Here is a 15905-nt window from a genome sequence, read left to right as displayed (position 1 = left end):
CCCGTCCGCACGCCTCAGGGCATCACCCAGCGGTCCGCCGCCGCCCGGATGTGCGAGCGCATGGCCGACTCCGCCAGCAAGGGGTCGCGCGCCGCGAGGCAGCGGTAGATCTGCTCATGCTCGGCCAGGGCCGCGTGCCAGGTCGGCTGGCCTTCCAGCCGCTCGCGCATGTGGCTGGCCAGCGGCCCGCGGCGCTCGTCGAACAGGCTGCCCACCAGCCGCACCAGCACCGAGTTGCCGGTCATCTCCGCGATGCGCACGTGGAACTCTCGGTCGTGCTCCAGCACGTCGCGCCCGGCCGCGATGTCGGCGCGCATGGCGTCGATGCTGGCCTGCACACGGACCAGGCCGTCCGGCGTGGCGTGCACGCACGCCAGCACGATGACTGCTCCCTCCACCGCGCCCCGCGCCTGCATCAGTTCGGCCGGGCTCTCGCCCATGGACGGGGGCAGGGCGGAGCGCCGCAGCGCGCGGCTGCACACATACACGCCCGAGCCCATGCGGATTTCCACGCTGCCTTCGATCTCCAGCGCGATCAGCGCCTCGCGCAGCGAGGGGCGTGACACGCCCAGTTGCTGCGCCAGATCGCGCTCGGGCGGCAGGCGGCTGCCTTCCCGGTAATCGCCCTGCTGGATCAGCAGGCGCACCTTGTCCGCGATCTGCTGGTACAGGCGGCGGGATTCGAGGGCTTTGGTGGAGTCGTTCATCGAGCGTGTGCATGAAATTGGCCAGACCATATGGCCTGACCAAACAAGGGGCTTCGCGCAGTGTAGAGGGTGAAATCACTGAATTCCAAGCATTGGATCGCTGAAAACCCTGCCGCTGGGGTTAACCCGGTAAGGCCAATTTGAATTTGGCGCTCAAATTGGCCTTACCAGAAACCCCTGCGATGGGCCGCCGAGCGGTCCGCACGCCGACACTGCCTTGAACTACGCTTTCGACTTCTCCGCGCCGCTGGCCTACTGGCCCGACCTCCTGGCAGGGGCGTGGACCACGCTGTCGCTGTCGCTGGCATCGACCTTCTTCGGCTTCCTGGTGGGCGTGTTCTGCGCACTGGCCAACACCGGCCGCTCGCGCTGGCTGGCCCGGCTGGCGGGGGTGTACATCGAGGTCATCCGCAACACGCCGCTGCTGGTGCAGGTGTTCATCGTGTACTTCGGGCTGGCCTCGCTGGGCCTGCAGGTGGGCGCTTTCACCGCGGCCATCGTGGCGCTGGTGGTGAACGTGGGGGCCTACACCAGCGAGATCGTGCGGGCGGGCATCGAGTCGATTCCCAAAAGCCAGCTGGAGGCGGCCGAATGCATGGGCCTGTCGCGCTGGCAGACACTGCGCCACGTGGTGCTGCCGCCGGCCATCGAGCGCGTGTACCCGGCGCTGTCCAGCCAGTACGTGCTGCTGATGCTGGCCTCGTCGATCTGCTCGCAGATTTCGGCCGAGGAGTTGACGGCGGTGGCCAACCGCATCCAGTCGGACACTTTCCGCTCGGTAGAGACCTATCTCATCGTGGCCGCGGCGTACCTGGCCATGTCGCTGGTGATGCGCGGCGCGCTGTGGCTGGTGGCCATGGTCGCCTTCCCGCGCCGCCGGCGCCTGGGCACCCCCCTTTGAAAGCCGCAGGCACGCACCATGGGCTTTCTCAACGCATCGCACCTTCATTTCCTGTTCGACGGCCTGCTGTGGACCATGGGGCTTTCGCTGCTGGCGTTCGCCGGCGGCGGGCTGCTCGGCTTTGCCGTGGCGCTCGGCAGCGCGTACGGGCCACGCTGGTCGCGCGTGGCCGTGTCCACCTACATCAAGCTGATCCAGGGCACGCCGCTCCTGGTGCTGCTGCCGCTGGCGTATTTCGGCCTGCCCTCGCTCGGGTTCAACGTGGCGCCGCTCACGGCGGCGTCGCTGGCGCTGTCGATCTACGTGTCGGCCTACCTGGGCGAGATCTGGCGTGGCTGCATCGAGTCGGTGCCGCGCACGCAGGCCGAGGCCGCGGAATGCCTGGCCCTGCGCTGGCATCAGCGCGTGTGGCACGTGATCCTGCCGCAGGCCGTGAAGATCGCCACGCCGCCCACCGTGGGCTTCATGGTGCAGATCGTCAAGAACACCTCGCTGGCCTCGGCCATCGGCTTCGTGGAGCTGGCGCGGGCGGGCCAGATCATCAACAACTCCACCTTCGAGCCGTTCGTGATCTTCGTGATCGTGGCGGCCCTGTATTTCGCCCTGTGTTACCCGCTGTCGGTGCTGAGCCGGCGCCTGGAGAGGAGCTTTCATGTCGCCCATCGTTGAGATCGAGAACATCTCCAAGTGCTTCGGCGCCACCCGCGTGCTGGAAGGCGTGTCGTTCACGGTGAGCAAGGGCTCGGTGGTCGCCATCATCGGCCAGAGCGGGTCGGGCAAGAGCACGGCGCTGCGCTGCATCGACCGGCTGGAGACGGTGGATGCCGGCCGCATCCGCGTGTGCGGCCACGAGGTGACCGCGCCCGGGCTGAACCTGCACCAGCTGCGCCGCGACGTGGGCATCGTGTTCCAGAGCTACAACCTGTTCCCGCACCTCACCGTGCTGGAGAACATCATGCTGGCCCCGCGCCTGGTGCAAAAGGCCGCCAAGGCCGAGGTGCGCGATCGTGCCCAGGCCGTGCTGGCGCAGGTGGGCCTGTCCGACAAGGCCGACTGCTACCCCTCGCAGCTGTCGGGCGGCCAGCAGCAGCGCGTGGCCATCGCCCGGTCGCTGGCCATGCAGCCGCAGCTGATGCTGTTCGACGAGGTGACCTCGGCGCTGGACCCGCAACTGACCGGCGAGGTACTGCGCGTGATGGAAAAGCTGGCCGAAGGCGGCATGACCATGATCCTCGTCACGCACGAGATGGGCTTTGCGCGCAAGGTGGCCGACGAGGTCATCTTCATGCACCGGGGCCGCGTGTGGGAGCACGGTCCGGCCTCGATCCTCGACGCGCCAGCCACCACCGAGCTGCGCGATTTCGTCGGCAACGGCCTGTAGCGCTGCCCCGGTGATTCCCGAGCCCCGCGCCAGACGGGGCCGACCCCCAACCCTTCCTTTTCACACGGAGACAAAGCCCCATGACAACACCGCGTTCCTTCCTGCTGCGCACCCTGCTGGCCTCGGCCGCCCTGATGGCCTTCGGCGCGGGCAGCGCCCATGCCGATCTGCTCAAGGACATCCGCGAGGCCAAGAAGATCCGCATCGCTCTCGACACCGGATCGCCGCCCTACGGTTTCGTGGACGACGCGATGAAGCCCGTGGGCTCCGACGTGGAGACCGCGCAGTTGCTGGCGCAGGACCTGGGCGTGGCCCTGGAGATGGTGCAGACCACCAGCCCCAACCGCATCCCGTTCCTGCAGACGGGCAAGGCTGACATCGTGGTCGCCTCGCTGTCGGTCACGCCCGAGCGCGAGAAGGTCATCGACTTTTCAGTGCCCTACGCGCAGATCCTCGCCGTGGTCGCCGCCCCCAAGGCCGCGGACATCAAGGGCTTCGAAGACCTGCAGGGCAAGCGCGTGGCCACCACGCGCGGCTCCAACAACGACAAGGTCGTCACGCAGGGCGCCAAGGGCGCGCAGATCGTGCGCTTCGACGACGACGCCACGCTGGTCACCGCCGCGGTGAGCGGGCAGGCGGACATCATCGCCACCTCGCCCGCCATCGTGAACACGGTCTTGGCGAAATCGCCGCAGAAGGACCTGGTGCAGAAGTTCGTCATGCAGAAGGTGCCGCTCGGCGTCGGCCTGCGCAAGAACGAGCCCGAGCTGAAGGCCTGGATCAACGACTGGATCACCAAGAACACCGAGAACGGCAAGCTCGTGGCGATCTACAAGAAGTACCACGGCGGCAACTGAGCCAGCGGCCCATTCCACCGACCCACCCACCCCTCTTTTTCCTGCATTGCGAGCCTCCCATGCTGACCGTCATCTGTGAAACCCCTGGCACCCTGCGCGCCGTGGAGCGCGAGCGCCCCGTGCGCGGAGAGGGCGAAGTGCTGCTGCGCGTCAAGCGCGTGGGCGTGTGCGGCACCGACCTGCACATCTACACGGGCAACCAGCCGTTCCTGCAGTACCCGCGGGTGATGGGGCACGAACTGTCGGGCGTGGTGGAAGAGGCCGTGCCCGGCGGGCGGCTGGCGGTGGGCGACGTGGTCTACGTCATGCCCTACCTCTCGTGCGGCACCTGCGTGGCCTGCCGGCAGGGCAAGACCAATTGCTGCGTCAACATCCAGGTGCTGGGCGTGCACCGCGACGGCGCGTTCACCGAGGTGCTTTCGCTGCCCGAGGCCTTCGTGCACCGCGCCGAGGGCGCCACGCTGGATCAGGCCGCGATGATCGAGTTCCTCGCCATCGGCGCGCACGCCGTGCGCCGGGGCGACGTGCAGCCCGGCCAGCGCGTGCTGGTGGTGGGGGCCGGCCCGATCGGCATGGCCGCCATGATCTTCGCGAAGCTGCGCGGCGCCGAGGTGACGGCCATCGACGGCCGGCAGGACCGCGTGGCCTTTTGCCAGCGCGAGCTGGGCGTGGCCCATGCCGTGGCGCTGGGCGAGGGCGACGAGGCGCAGCTGTCCGCCGCCACGGGCGGCGAGTTCTACGACCAGGTGTTCGATGCCACGGGCAATGCCAAGGCCATCGAGCGCGGCTTCGGCTTCGTGGCGCACGGTGGCAAGTACGTGCTGATCTCGGTGGTGCGCGACACCATCACCTTCTCCGACCCCGAATTCCACAAGCGCGAGACCACGCTGCTGGGCAGCCGCAACGCCACCACCGAAGACTTCGAGACCGTGCTGGCCGCCATGCGCGCGGGCCAGGTGCCCACGGCGGCGCTCAACACGCACCGCATGGCCCTGGCCGACGTGCCGGCCAATTTCGCGCGGCTGCTGGACCCCGCCCAGGGCGTGGTCAAGGCCCTGGTCGAAGTCTGAGGAACGCGCGGCCATGGTCCAACCCATCCTCCAGTTCGGCACCAGCCGGTTCCTGCAGGCGCACGTCGATCTGTTCGTGTCCGAGGCGCTCGCGGGCGCTCCCGGCGCGGGCGATGCGCTGGGCGGCATCACCGTGGTGCAGACCACCGACCGCCGCGACGGCGCGGCCCGCGTCGCGGCGCTGGCGCGCGGCGAGGGCTACCCCGTGCGCATCCGGGGTCTCGCCGGTGGCGAGCGCGTGGACCGCACCGTGCAATGCACGGCGGTGCGCGAGGCCTGGCAGGCCGCCACGCACTGGCCCGAGCTGCGCGCCGCCGTGGCCGGCCCGGTGCGCGTGATCGTCTCCAATACCGCAGACCGGGGCTACCTGCTCGACGACCGCGACGGCCCCGCCGCACTGCGCCCAGGCAGCGCGCCGCCGCACAGCTTTCCCGCCAAGCTGCTGGTGCTGCTGCACGGCCGCTGGCAGGCCGCGCCGCAGTCGCCGATCACGCTGCTGCCGTGCGAACTGGTCGAGCGCAACGGCGACGTGCTGCGCGATGTGGTCGCGGGCCTGGCGCGCCAATGGGCGCTGCCGGCCGAGTGCACCGACTGGCTCACGGCGCACTGCGTGTGGGGCAACTCGCTGGTGGACCGCATCGTGTCCGAGGCCATCGCGCCCGTGGGCGCGGTGGCCGAGCCCTATGCCGTGTGGGTGATCGAACGCCACCCGCGCCTCACGCTGCCGTGCACGCACCCGGCCATCGTGCTCACCGACGACCTGGCGTTCTACGAGCGGCTCAAGCTGCTGCTGCTCAACGCCGGCCATACCTACCTGGCCGAGCGCTGGCAGCAGGAAGGCCGCGCCGCTGGCGAGACCGTGCGCGAGGCCATGGCCGATGCCGCGCTGCGTGCCGGGCTGGAGGCGCTCTGGGCCGAAGAGATCCTGCCCGTGTTCGGCGCCCTGGGCGCGCGCGCGCAGGCCGAGGCCTACCTCGTCGATGTGCGCGAGCGCTTCGAAAACCCGTTCCTGGATCACCGCATCGCCGACATCGCGCAGAACCATGCGCAAAAGAAGCAGCGCCGCTTCGGCCCCCTGGTGGCCCTGGCGGCCGAGCACGCCCCGCACCTGGCCCAGCCACGTCTGAAGGCAGCCCTGGCCGCCGCCTGATCCTTTCATTCCTTGCTTGCCACCGACCCTGCCGCGCAGCCCCGACGATGACCACCGACCTGCAGCCCACCCCGCCCCTGGCCCTCCAGCTGGGCGCCGCCGACAACGTGGCCGTGGCGCGCCAGGCGCTGGAGGCCGGCACGCGCCTGACCATCGGCGGGCACGCCGTGCAGGTCCGGGAGCCCATCGCCTCGGGCCACAAGGTGGCGCTCGTGCCCATCCCGCGCGGCGCGGCCGTGCTCAAGTACGGCCAGGGCATCGGCACGGCCACGGCCGACATCGCGGCCGGCGATCACGTGCACGTGCACAACGTGGGCATGGCGGCATCGAGCCACGGCCACGGCCACAGCGCGGGCGCGGGCTACCGGCCCACGCCCGCATCGGGCGCGTTGCAAGAAACGCTGACCTTCGACGGCTTCGTGCGCGCCGACGGCCGCGTGGCCACGCGCAACTACCTGGGCGTGATCGCCAGCGTGAACTGCTCGGCCACCGTGTGCCGCCACATCGCCGACGCCTTCAAGGGCGAGGCGCTGGCCGCGTACCCGCAGGTGGACGGCGTGGTCGCCATCACCCACGGCAGCGGCTGCGGCATGGGTGGCAATGGCGAGGGGCTGGAACTGCTGCAGCGCACGCTGCGCGGCTACGCCAACCACCCCAACTTCGCGGGTGTGCTGGTCATCGGCCTGGGCTGCGAGGTCAACCAGATCGCGCCGCTGGTGGAGACGCTGACGGCGCGCGCGCCCGGCCTGTTCGCCACGCTCACCATCCAGGACGAGGGCGGCACGCGCGAGACCATCGCGCACGGCAAGGCCATCCTCGGTGACATGCTCGTGCAGGCCAACGCAGCGCGGCGCGAGCCGGTGCCGCTGCGGCACCTGGCGGTGGGCCTGCAGTGCGGTGGATCGGACGGCTACTCGGGCATCAGCGCCAACCCGGCGCTGGGCGCGGCGGTGGACCTGCTGGTGCGCCATGGCGGCACCGCCATCCTGTCGGAGACGCCCGAGATCTACGGCGCCGAGCACCTGCTCACGCACCGCGCCGCCACACCCCAGGTCGCGGCCAAGCTGCTGGAGCGCCTGGCCTGGTGGGAGCGCTACGCGGCGCTGCACGGCGGCGACCTGAACAACAACCCCTCGCCCGGCAACAAGGCCGGTGGCATCACCACCATCCTGGAAAAGTCGCTGGGCGCGGTCGCCAAGGCCGGCTCCAGCGGACTGATGGACGTGGTGGGCTACGCAGAGCCCGTGCGCACGCAGGGCCTGGTCTTCATGGATACGCCCGGCTACGACCCCGTGTCTGCCACCGGCCAGGTGGCCGGCGGCGCCAACCTGATCTGCTTCACCACCGGCCGGGGCTCCACCTACGGCTGCAAGCCCACGCCCTCGCTCAAGCTGGCCACCAACACGCCCATGTTCCAGCGCATGGCGCTCGACATGGACTTCGACTGCGGCGGCATCGTGGAAGGGCGCCAGAGCATCGCCGAGGCCGGCGAGGCGCTGTTTCGCCTCATGATCGCCACGGCTTCGGGCCAGCGCAGCAAGAGCGAGGACAACGGCCTGGGCGACAACGAATTCCTGCCCTGGCAACTCGGGGCCGTGATGTGACGACGGACCGATGACCCACTGAATGGACGACGCCCCGATGCAACCCGACTCCCTTGCGCTCGATGCTCTGACCGTGGGCGAGCCCATGGCGCTTTTCATGGCCACCGTCCCGGGCGAGCTGCACGCCGTGGCCGACTACCGCCGCGCGGCGGCCGGCGCCGAGCTGAACGTGGCCACCGGCCTGGCGCGGCTGGGGCTGCGCACCGGCTACATCACGCGGCTGGGCGCGGATTCGTTCGGCCGCTTCCTGCAGGGCGAGATGGAGCGCGAGGGCATCGACCGGCGCCACGTCACCACCGATGCCGCGCACCCCACGGGATTCATGCTCAAAACCCGCGCCGAGGACGGCAGCGACCCGCAGATCGAATATTTCCGCAAGGGCTCGGCCGCGAGCCACCTGGGCCTGGCCGATGCGCCGCAAGGCGCGTTCCCGGCACGCCATCTGCACCTGACCGGGATCACGCCGGCGCTGTCGCCCAGCACGCGCGAGCTGGTCTTCCACCTCGCGCGGCAGGCGCGCGCGGCGGGCGCCACGATCTCGTTCGACCCCAACCTGCGGCCCCGGCTGTGGCCCTCGCCTGGCGCCATGGCCGAATGCATCAATGCCCTGGCGGCGCTGTGCGACACCGTGCTGCCGGGCCTGGGCGAAGGCCGCACCCTCACAGGGCGCGATACCCCCGGGGCCGTGGCTGACTTCTACCTCGCCCAGGGCGCGCGGCAGGTGGTTGTCAAGCTCGGGCCGGAAGGCGCCTTCTACGCCCAGCAGGGCGGTGCGCGGGGCACCGCGCCCGGGTGCCCGGTGGCTCGCGTGGTGGACACGGTCGGCGCTGGTGACGGCTTCGCGGTGGGCGTGGTCAGCGGCCTGCTCGAAGGGCTGGACCTGGCCCGCGCCGCGGCGCGCGGCAACGCCATCGGCGCGCGGGTGGTGCAGTTCCCGGGCGACTCGGACGGGTTGCCCACACGGCGGGAACTGGGCGACGGGGTCTGAGGCCTGCGCCTCGGGGACGGTCAGTGGCCTTTCATCGACAACTTGCAAAGGCGTATGGCCGAACGGGGATAGCCATTGCGAAGGCTCCAGGGACTGATGTGCCGGAGCACATGCGCTTTCAACTCGGCCAGTGCCGAGGGGGAGGGCGGCGACAGTGGGCTGGCCTGCCGCGCCTGGAACCCCGGCCGAGCGTACATGCGCAGGTTGCCTTCGTAGATGCCGTGGGGTTCCCGCACCGTGCGGTGCACGCCGAACCCGTTGCGTTGCAGCAAGGCCGTGAGGGTGGCCTCGCAAAAGTAGCTGCGGTGCGATACGTGAACCTGCTGCAGGCCGAGTCCGCGCCATGGCGCTCGGATGTCGGGCACCTCGATGACCAGCCATCCCTCGGGATCGATCAGCGCCGCTGCCCGCTGCAGCGCCTTCCCCGGATCCTCCAGATGCTCCAGGACATGGAACAGGGTGATCAGCCGGGGCCGGAAAGGCAGCACCGTTCCTTCGTCCAGACCCCGGTCGAGGACATGCCCACCCAGTCCGAGCGTGTGCACGGCATGCTCGCGCTGCGGTCCCCCGGGCTCCAGTCCCAGATATTGCCCACAGCCATGGCCGCGGCAGGCATCGAGGAAAAAGCCCAGGCCTGCGCCGATGTCCAGCACCGAGTCGATCGGACCGATCACCGCGCTGATCTCGCTGTGCCGATAGCCGGCGATCATCCGGTAGTTCCACAGGCTGTGGGCGTCGGGCGGCTGCTTCATCAGGCGGGGATAGAAATGGGCATAGAACCGGTCCTGCGCCTCGCCCTGCAGCCCGCGCGCCAGATACACCAGGCCACAAGCGCGGCAGCTCGACAGGTTCACTGTCAGAAAGTAACGGTCACGGCGCCATATCAGATGGGGATCGTGCCCGCCGCAGGCAGGGCAGGGCAGTTCCACCAGTTGCTGGTTGAGACGCTGCAGATCGGCAATCAGTGCAAAGGGCTGGGTGGCTGGCATCGCATTCCGTGCGCCATGGACATTCGAAATCCGTTCGGAAGATTGCCTGGAAGGGGCAGCCTCGGTGAACGGTGCAAAACGCGGGTATCAGCGGGCGGGCTCCGCTGCTCCATTGCCTGCGGCCCATTCCTCGGCTTGCCAGCCGATTCCTGCACCTCCAAAGGACGGTGGAGTCACATTGGACGAACCGGTACTGTGCCTTGGCGGGACCGCAGTCACGATCGGCGAATGTATAGCAATATTGCGGGGTGGATACGGCGGCGCAGGCCATTTTCATGCAGGGTCTTCAGCCGCAGGCGTCCGCGCGTGACCGGCCGTTGCGGCCGCATGCCACGGACTCGCGGTCACTGCTCCGTGTAGTGGTAGGTCAGCCCGCCATCCACCGAATGGGTGCCGCCGGTGATGTAGCCCGCGTCCTCGCTCGCCAGGAACGCGACCAGCCCTGCCACGTCCTCCGGCACACCCAGCCGGCCCATGGGGATCTGCGCTTGCAGCGCCTTGAGCTTGGCCGGGTCGTTCAGCAGTTTTTCGTTGATGGGCGTGGCGATCGCGCCCGGCGCCACGTTGTTGATGCGGATGGACAGCGGCGCCAGTTCGCTCGCCAGATTGCGCGCCAGCATGCGCAGCGCACCCTTGCTGGCGCAGTACGAGGCGAAGTGGGGGAACGCGATCTCTTCGTGCACCGAGCTGATGTTCACCACGGCGCCTCCGCGCTGCAGCGCGCGGCGGTGGCGAACGAAAGCCTGAGTGGCGAAGAAAAGGCCCTTCACGTTGGTGTCCATCACCAGGTCGTAGTCTTCTTCGGTCACGTCCCAGAAATCGGCATGGCGCTCCACGCCGGCGTTGTTGACCAGGATGTCCAGGCCGCCCAGCGCCTCGACCGCGCGCTCGACCAGCGCTGTGGCCGCGCTGGCGGTGCCGATGTCGGCCGGCACGTAGACCGCGCGGCGGCCCAGTGCCTGGATCTGTTCGATGAGTTCGCGCGGACCGCCATCGGGCTTGCGGCCATTGAGCACGACGTCGGCGCCCTCGCGGGCGAAGCGCAGCGCGATCGCGGCACCGATGCCCTGGGTGCTGCCGGTGACGAGGGCGGTTTTCTGGGAAAGGCGTGGCATGGGAATGGTCGGTGGGAGTGAAGGAAAGGCCGGCGGGCGAGGCGCCGGGCGATGTGCCATTTCATCCCCGTTGGGCCGCCCGCTGTGTCAGCCAATGGCGCAAGGCCCGGAGCGCGGCGGCTTTTCCCGCGCCGGCCGGCGCTCAGGGGCGCCCGAGTCGTCCCGCACCCCGGGACAACCACGGCGCATGCGGGTTCACGCGGCCATGGCGGTCCCCGGCTTTGGCCCCGCAGGCTGGATTCCGAACCAGATCGAATACATGGCGGGCAGGAAGACCAGTGTCAGCACCGTCCCCGCCAAGGTGCCGCCGATCAGGGTGTACGCCAGCGTTCCCCAGAAAACCGAATGCGTGAGCGGAATGAACGCCAGGACGGCCGCCAAAGCGGTCAGGATGACCGGGCGGGCCCGCTGCACGGTGGCCTCCACGACGGCGTGGAACGGGTCGAGTCCCTCCTGTTCGTTGTGTTGGATCTGCCCGATCAGAATCAGGGTGTTGCGCATCAGGATCCCCGACAGTGCGATCAGCCCGACGAGCGCGTTGATGCCGAACGGTTGTTGGAACACCAGGAGCATGGGCACGACGCCGATCAGGCCCAGCGGGCTGGTCAGGAACACCATCACCATCGCGGACATCGAGCGTACCTGCAGGATGATGATCATCAGGGTCACGGCGATCATGATCGGGAACAGGGGAATCATCGCCGCCATCGCTTTGCCGGACTCCTCGATGGCGCCTGCTTCATCGATGCGGTAGCCCGCTGGCAATGCATCCTTGATCGGCTGCAATTTCCGGGAGATCGCTGTGGACACGTCCGGTGGCTGCAGGTCCTCCGCAATGTCGCCCCGTACCGTGATGGTCGGCATGCGGTCGCGGCGCCGCAGGATCGGTTCTTCCATGCGGATCTCGAACTCGCCCAATTGCGAGAGCGGAATTCGCTGGCCCGTCACCGTCGTGAGCGTGAAGTCCGCAACCTTTGCCGGGTCCAGACGGTTGGCGCCAGCGGACCGGGCCGTGATCTGGACCGTGCGGATGTCTTCGCGCACCGATGTCACGGGCACGCCGCTGAGCAGGAACTGCAATTGCTGGGCAACCCCGGCCGATGTCAGGCCGACGGCCTGCAGGCGGTCTTGCTGCAGCTTGAAGTGCAGTGCCGGGGTGCGAACGCCCCAGTCCACGTTCACCGTGCGCATCATCGGATCCGACTGCATCGTCTCTTGCATCTGCGATGCGATCACGCGCAGCTTTGCGGGGTCGGGTCCCGAAACGCGGTAGGCCACCGGAAAAGGCGAGTAGGGGCCGAACACCAACTGCGTGACGCGAACCCTGGCCTCGGGGGCGAGCCCCTGGGCAATCGCATCGCGCAGGCGCGCCTTGAGGGCTTCGCGCTCATCCTGGTTGTCGGTGCGCACCACGATCTTCGCGAACGACGGGTCCGGCAGTTCCGGCGAGATGGCCAGGAAGAAACGGGGCGCACCCTGGCCGACATAGGCCGTGACGATTTTCGACTCGGGCTGTTTTGACAGCCACGTTTCCACTTTTTCCGTGGCCACGCTGGTCTGATCAATTGACGTGCCATACGGCATCTGGATTTCCACCAGCACTTCGGGGCGGTCCGATGTCGGGAAGAACTGCTTTTTCACAACGCCCATGCCCAGTACGGCCAGCACCATCGCCAGTACGACGGCGGCCACCACGAGCCACTTGCGCGCGATGACGCTTTCCAGCGTGCGGCGAAAGCGGGCGTAGCGCGGCGTGTCGTACATCGCAGCGTGGCCACCTTCGATTTTCTTCAGGTCTGGCAGCATCTTCACGCCCAGGTAGGGCGTGAACACCACCGCGACCACCCAGGAGACGATCAGCGCGATGCCCACGATCCAGAACATGTTGCTGGTGTATTCGCCCGCGGTAGAGCGCGCGAAGCCGTTGGGCATGAAACCCACGGCGGTGACCAGCGTTCCCGAGAGCATCGGCGCTGCGGTGTGGCTCCATGCGTAGGCGGAAGCGGCCGTGCGGCTGAAGCCTTCCTCCATCTTCACCACCATCATCTCGATCGCAATGATGGCGTCGTCCACCAGCAGGCCCAGTGCGAGGATGAGCGAGCCGAGCGTGATGCGGTCGAAGTTCTTGCCGGTGGCCGCCATGATCACGAACACCGCGGCCAGCGTGAGGGGCACGGCGGCGGCCACCACCACGCCCACGCGCCAGCCCATGCTGACGAAGCAGACCACCATCACAACCACGAGGGCCGCGAAGAACTTGACCATGAATTCATCCACCGAGGCACTGATGTTCACGGATTGATCGGTGACCTTGGACAGGGCCATGCCCAACGGCATGCCGGCGTTGATCGCTGTCACCTCGGTGTCCAGCGCCTTGCCCAGGTCGAGGCCGTTCCAGCCATCGCGCATGACCACGCCGATCAGCAATGCCGGTTCTCCGCCGTTGCGGATCAGAAAGGTCGAGGGGTCTTCGTAGCCACGCTTGACGGTGGCAATGTCCGAGAGCACCACCGTGCGGCCCTGCGCGGCGATCGGGGTGTTGCGGATTTTCTGCAGTTCGTCCAGCGCGCCATCGATGCGGATGAAGACCTGCGGGCCCTTCGTCTCGATGGAGCCCGCGGGGGTCAGCGCGTTCTGGTTGTTCAACGCGGTGAATATCTCCTGCGGTGCGATGCCCAGCGTTGCCAGCCGCTCGTGTGAGAACTCGACATAGATGCGCTCGGATTGCTCGCCAATGATGTTGATTTTCTTGACCCCTGGCACGTGCAGCAGGCGCTGCCGCAGCGCTTCCGCATCGCGGGCCAGTACCCGCTGCGGCTCGCCCTGCGCCTTGAGGGCATACAAGGCGAACGTGACGTCGGCGTATTCGTCGTTCACCATCGGGCCGATCACGCCGCCCGGGAGGTTGCGGGCCTCGTCGCCGAGTTTCTTGCGCGCCTGGTAGAACTCTTCCTGCACCGTGGACGGCGGGGTCGAGTCCTGTAGCGTGAGGGTGGTGAACGCCAGTCCTGGCCGGGTGAATGTTTCGGTGCGGTCGTACCAGCGCAGTTCCTGCAACCGCTTTTCGAGTTTTTCAGCCACCTGATCCTGCATTTCCTGCGCTGTTGCACCAGGCCATGCCGTGACGATGGTCATCACCTTGACGGTGAAGGCGGGGTCCTCGGCGCGGCCCAGTTTCAGGAAAGAGACCACGCCCGCCAGCGAGATCAGGAGGATCAGGAAGAGCGTGATGGAGCGCTCGCGGACCGCCAGCGCGGAAAGGTTGAAGCGTCCCTCACTCACGGCCGGCTCCCGCAGGCGCCAGCGTCTTCACCGGCACTGCGTCTGCCAAGCGGACGGAGGCCCCTTCGCGCAGCAGGTGGGCCCCAAGCGCCACGATCGTGTCGCCTGCCTTGAGCGAGCCCGTGACATAGGCGTGGTCGTCCTCGATGCTGGCGATCGAGACGGGCCGGCGAGACACCTGCGTGCCCTGGACCTGCCACACGGCAGCGCCCTGGCCCTCGTCCACGATGGCGCCCAGGGGGACCAGCAAGGCAGGGGCTCCAGGGCGGCCGCCGCCCGGAAGGCGCACCGTGACGGTGGTTCCGAGGGGCGCCTGTGCCAGCGGGCCTTCGAGCACATAGCGTGCCTCGAAGGTGCGGGTCACGCGGTCGGCCGAATCGGACAGCTGGCGCAGCCGGGCTTGCACCGGCGTGCCTTCGCTGCCGAATAGCGTCGCCTGCGCGTTGGAGCCCACGGTGGGCCGAAGCGTTTCGGGCACGTGGATGACCGCTTCCCGCTTGCCGGAGCGCGCGATGCGTACCACCGTCTGGCCCGCACCCACCACCTGGCCGGGCTCGGCCAGCGTTTCCATCACCACACCATCGGCATCGGCGACCAGCTCGGCATACCGCGTGGTGTTGCCCGCGACCTCCGCCTGCGCCTGTGCGGCCTTGAGCTGGGCCTTTGCCGAGTCGGCCGCCGCCTTGACCTGGTCATACGCCGACGCGGAGATGGCGCCGGTGCCGCGCAGATCGCGGTACCGCGCCTCTTCGTCGCTCGCCTGCTCGGCGCGGGCCTTGGCTGCCGCAACCGATTCCTGCTGGGCGTTTGCTGCAAGCCGCAGGTCGATGGGGTCCATGCGCAGCAGCAATTGGCCTCGCTTGACGGTCTGCCCTGCGTCCACCAGCCGCTCCAGCACCTTGCCCGGAACGCGAAAACCCAGATCGCTTTGGACGCGGGCGGCCACTGTGCCCGTGAAAGCCCGCAGGCTCGCGTTGCCGGGGGCAACCACAGCGGTGCGCACCAAAGGGGGCTCGGTCCGGGGATCAGGGGGTTGGTTTTTGCCGCAGGCGACAAGGGCAAGCGGCAGCGCAAACAGCGCGGCAAGGGGCAGGGAGCAGTGCCGAGGCATGGGAGTCCTGAAAAAACAATCAGGACTCGATTTTGTGATTTGTGACCATTAATGTCAATGGTCACAAGTTCGATTCAAGGCGAAAGGCTGCGCAGCACCAGGTTGGCCAGTTGGCTCGAAGCGCGCTCCGCGTGGTGAAGGCTGTGTTGCAGCAGCCAGGGATTCAGGTACGGCCGCATGACGAGGAAGATGGCGTCGCCGGCCTCGTCCAACGGTGTCTTGCGCTCGAAATCGCCCGACTTGCGCCCCGCCTCGAGGATCTCGTTGAGGAGCTGCCGTATGCGTTTTTCATACGCGGCCGCAGACTGCCAGCCTTCCGTGGCCGCCGACGCGGCGATCTCATAAAGCTTGCTGTCCTGGGACAGCAGCTTCAGCGTGGACTGCACGATCGCCTTGAACATGCGCCGCAGCTGTTCGGGAGGGTGGCCTCCCTCCTCCACCGCCTGTCGGATCTCGGCCTCGATTTCCGCCAGGCAGTGGGTGCAGATCATCTCGCCGATGACCTGCTTCGATTCGAAGAATTTATAGACGTAGGCCTTGGAGAAGCCGATGGCCTTTGCCAGGTCGGACACGGTGGTTTTTTCGTAGCCATAGCGGCTGAAGTGCTCTTTGGCGGCGGTGGCGATCTGTGCCCGCACGTCGTGATCGGCGGGGCCGCGCGTGGGCATCGGTGAAGCGGTAGGGGTACTCATGGGTCTGAGCTTAACGCCCTGCCAAAAATATCACAACGAGTGACTAATAACGTATATA

General features: G+C 68.1%; 14 protein-coding genes. 8 read left to right on the top strand and 6 right to left on the bottom strand.

The features are described 5' to 3' along the window. Positions 1-14 precede the first annotated feature (14 nt). Complete coding sequence (locus R1Z03_RS15360) at positions 15-707, bottom strand: FadR/GntR family transcriptional regulator (RefSeq protein ID WP_284426163.1); 693 nt, start codon at positions 705-707, stop codon at positions 15-17. A gap of 217 nt (positions 708-924) precedes the next feature. Between R1Z03_RS15360 and R1Z03_RS15355 the strand changes: the two genes are divergently transcribed. From R1Z03_RS15355 to R1Z03_RS15320, 8 genes are all read left to right on the top strand, one after another. Continuing rightward, positions 925-1608 (top strand): amino acid ABC transporter permease, encoded by a 684-nt coding sequence (locus R1Z03_RS15355; RefSeq protein WP_272551408.1) that lies wholly within the window; start codon positions 925-927, stop codon positions 1606-1608. Positions 1609-1626: 18 nt separating this feature from the next. After that, entirely contained in the window at positions 1627-2277 is a 651-nt protein-coding gene (locus R1Z03_RS15350) for an amino acid ABC transporter permease (protein ID WP_317352471.1), read from the top strand. After that, on the top strand, positions 2261-2989 hold the full coding sequence (locus R1Z03_RS15345) for an amino acid ABC transporter ATP-binding protein (protein ID WP_317352469.1): 729 nt from the start codon (positions 2261-2263) through the stop codon (positions 2987-2989). The genes R1Z03_RS15350 and R1Z03_RS15345 overlap by 17 nt, the downstream gene beginning before the upstream one ends. 80 nt (positions 2990-3069) lie before the next feature. After that, positions 3070-3846, top strand: a complete 777-nt coding sequence (locus R1Z03_RS15340; protein ID WP_272567691.1) for a transporter substrate-binding domain-containing protein — start codon at positions 3070-3072, stop codon at positions 3844-3846. 59 nt (positions 3847-3905) lie between these two features. Continuing rightward, complete coding sequence (locus R1Z03_RS15335) at positions 3906-4916, top strand: zinc-binding alcohol dehydrogenase family protein (protein ID WP_317352461.1); 1011 nt, start codon at positions 3906-3908, stop codon at positions 4914-4916. A 13-nt stretch (positions 4917-4929) separates the two neighbouring features. Then, the gene (locus R1Z03_RS15330) at positions 4930-6066 is read left to right on the top strand and encodes a mannitol dehydrogenase family protein (RefSeq protein WP_317352460.1); all 1137 of its coding nucleotides are present in this window, start codon (positions 4930-4932) and stop codon (positions 6064-6066) included. 47 nt (positions 6067-6113) lie between these two features. Next, positions 6114-7670, top strand: coding sequence for an altronate dehydratase family protein (locus R1Z03_RS15325; RefSeq protein WP_317352457.1), 1557 nt, complete (start codon positions 6114-6116; stop codon positions 7668-7670). Between the two features lie 37 nt (positions 7671-7707). After that, positions 7708-8658, top strand: a complete 951-nt coding sequence (locus R1Z03_RS15320; RefSeq protein WP_317352452.1) for a sugar kinase — start codon at positions 7708-7710, stop codon at positions 8656-8658. Between the two features lie 20 nt (positions 8659-8678). Here R1Z03_RS15320 and R1Z03_RS15315 read toward each other — a convergent pair whose 3' ends face one another. From R1Z03_RS15315 to R1Z03_RS15295, 5 genes are all read right to left on the bottom strand, one after another. After that, positions 8679-9647, bottom strand: coding sequence for a class I SAM-dependent methyltransferase (locus R1Z03_RS15315; protein ID WP_317352450.1), 969 nt, complete (start codon positions 9645-9647; stop codon positions 8679-8681). A 344-nt stretch (positions 9648-9991) separates the two neighbouring features. Further along, entirely contained in the window at positions 9992-10762 is a 771-nt protein-coding gene (locus tag R1Z03_RS15310) for an SDR family NAD(P)-dependent oxidoreductase (protein WP_284429980.1), read from the bottom strand. 195 nt (positions 10763-10957) lie between these two features. Continuing rightward, complete coding sequence (locus R1Z03_RS15305; protein ID WP_317352446.1) at positions 10958-14044, bottom strand: efflux RND transporter permease subunit; 3087 nt, start codon at positions 14042-14044, stop codon at positions 10958-10960. Beyond that, complete coding sequence (locus R1Z03_RS15300) at positions 14037-15155, bottom strand: efflux RND transporter periplasmic adaptor subunit (RefSeq protein ID WP_317352442.1); 1119 nt, start codon at positions 15153-15155, stop codon at positions 14037-14039. Before R1Z03_RS15300 ends, R1Z03_RS15305 begins: the two co-directional genes overlap by 8 nt. A 74-nt stretch (positions 15156-15229) precedes the next feature. Beyond that, positions 15230-15847: a TetR/AcrR family transcriptional regulator gene (locus tag R1Z03_RS15295; protein WP_317352440.1), complete on the bottom strand. Its 618-nt coding sequence runs from the start codon at positions 15845-15847 to the stop codon at positions 15230-15232. Positions 15848-15905 lie beyond the last annotated feature (58 nt).

This window comes from Acidovorax sp. BLS4 (genome assembly GCF_032929295.1).
In the GTDB taxonomy this organism is placed as follows: Bacteria; Pseudomonadota; Gammaproteobacteria; order Burkholderiales; family Burkholderiaceae_C; genus Paracidovorax.
Note: the sequence above shows the minus strand (reverse complement) of the source record. Positions and strands in the feature narration are given on the sequence as shown.

Excerpts from the sequence above, each read along its gene's own strand:
- R1Z03_RS15335 (WP_317352461.1), top strand. The coding sequence starts at position 3,906 with ATGCTGACCGTCATCTGTGAAACCCCTGGCACCCTGCGCGCCGTGGAG.
- R1Z03_RS15340 (WP_272567691.1), top strand. The coding sequence starts at position 3,070 with ATGACAACACCGCGTTCCTTCCTGCTGCGCACCCTGCTGGCCTCGGCC.
- R1Z03_RS15350 (WP_317352471.1), top strand. The coding sequence starts at position 1,627 with ATGGGCTTTCTCAACGCATCGCACCTTCATTTCCTGTTCGACGGCCTG.
- R1Z03_RS15330 (WP_317352460.1), top strand. The coding sequence starts at position 4,930 with ATGGTCCAACCCATCCTCCAGTTCGGCACCAGCCGGTTCCTGCAGGCG.
- R1Z03_RS15360 (WP_284426163.1), bottom strand. The coding sequence starts at position 707 with ATGAACGACTCCACCAAAGCCCTCGAATCCCGCCGCCTGTACCAGCAG.
- R1Z03_RS15325 (WP_317352457.1), top strand. The coding sequence starts at position 6,114 with ATGACCACCGACCTGCAGCCCACCCCGCCCCTGGCCCTCCAGCTGGGC.
- R1Z03_RS15320 (WP_317352452.1), top strand. The coding sequence starts at position 7,708 with ATGCAACCCGACTCCCTTGCGCTCGATGCTCTGACCGTGGGCGAGCCC.
- R1Z03_RS15315 (WP_317352450.1), bottom strand. The coding sequence starts at position 9,647 with ATGCCAGCCACCCAGCCCTTTGCACTGATTGCCGATCTGCAGCGTCTC.
- R1Z03_RS15295 (WP_317352440.1), bottom strand. The coding sequence starts at position 15,847 with ATGAGTACCCCTACCGCTTCACCGATGCCCACGCGCGGCCCCGCCGAT.
- R1Z03_RS15300 (WP_317352442.1), bottom strand. The coding sequence starts at position 15,155 with ATGCCTCGGCACTGCTCCCTGCCCCTTGCCGCGCTGTTTGCGCTGCCG.
- R1Z03_RS15310 (WP_284429980.1), bottom strand. The coding sequence starts at position 10,762 with ATGCCACGCCTTTCCCAGAAAACCGCCCTCGTCACCGGCAGCACCCAG.
- R1Z03_RS15345 (WP_317352469.1), top strand. The coding sequence starts at position 2,261 with ATGTCGCCCATCGTTGAGATCGAGAACATCTCCAAGTGCTTCGGCGCC.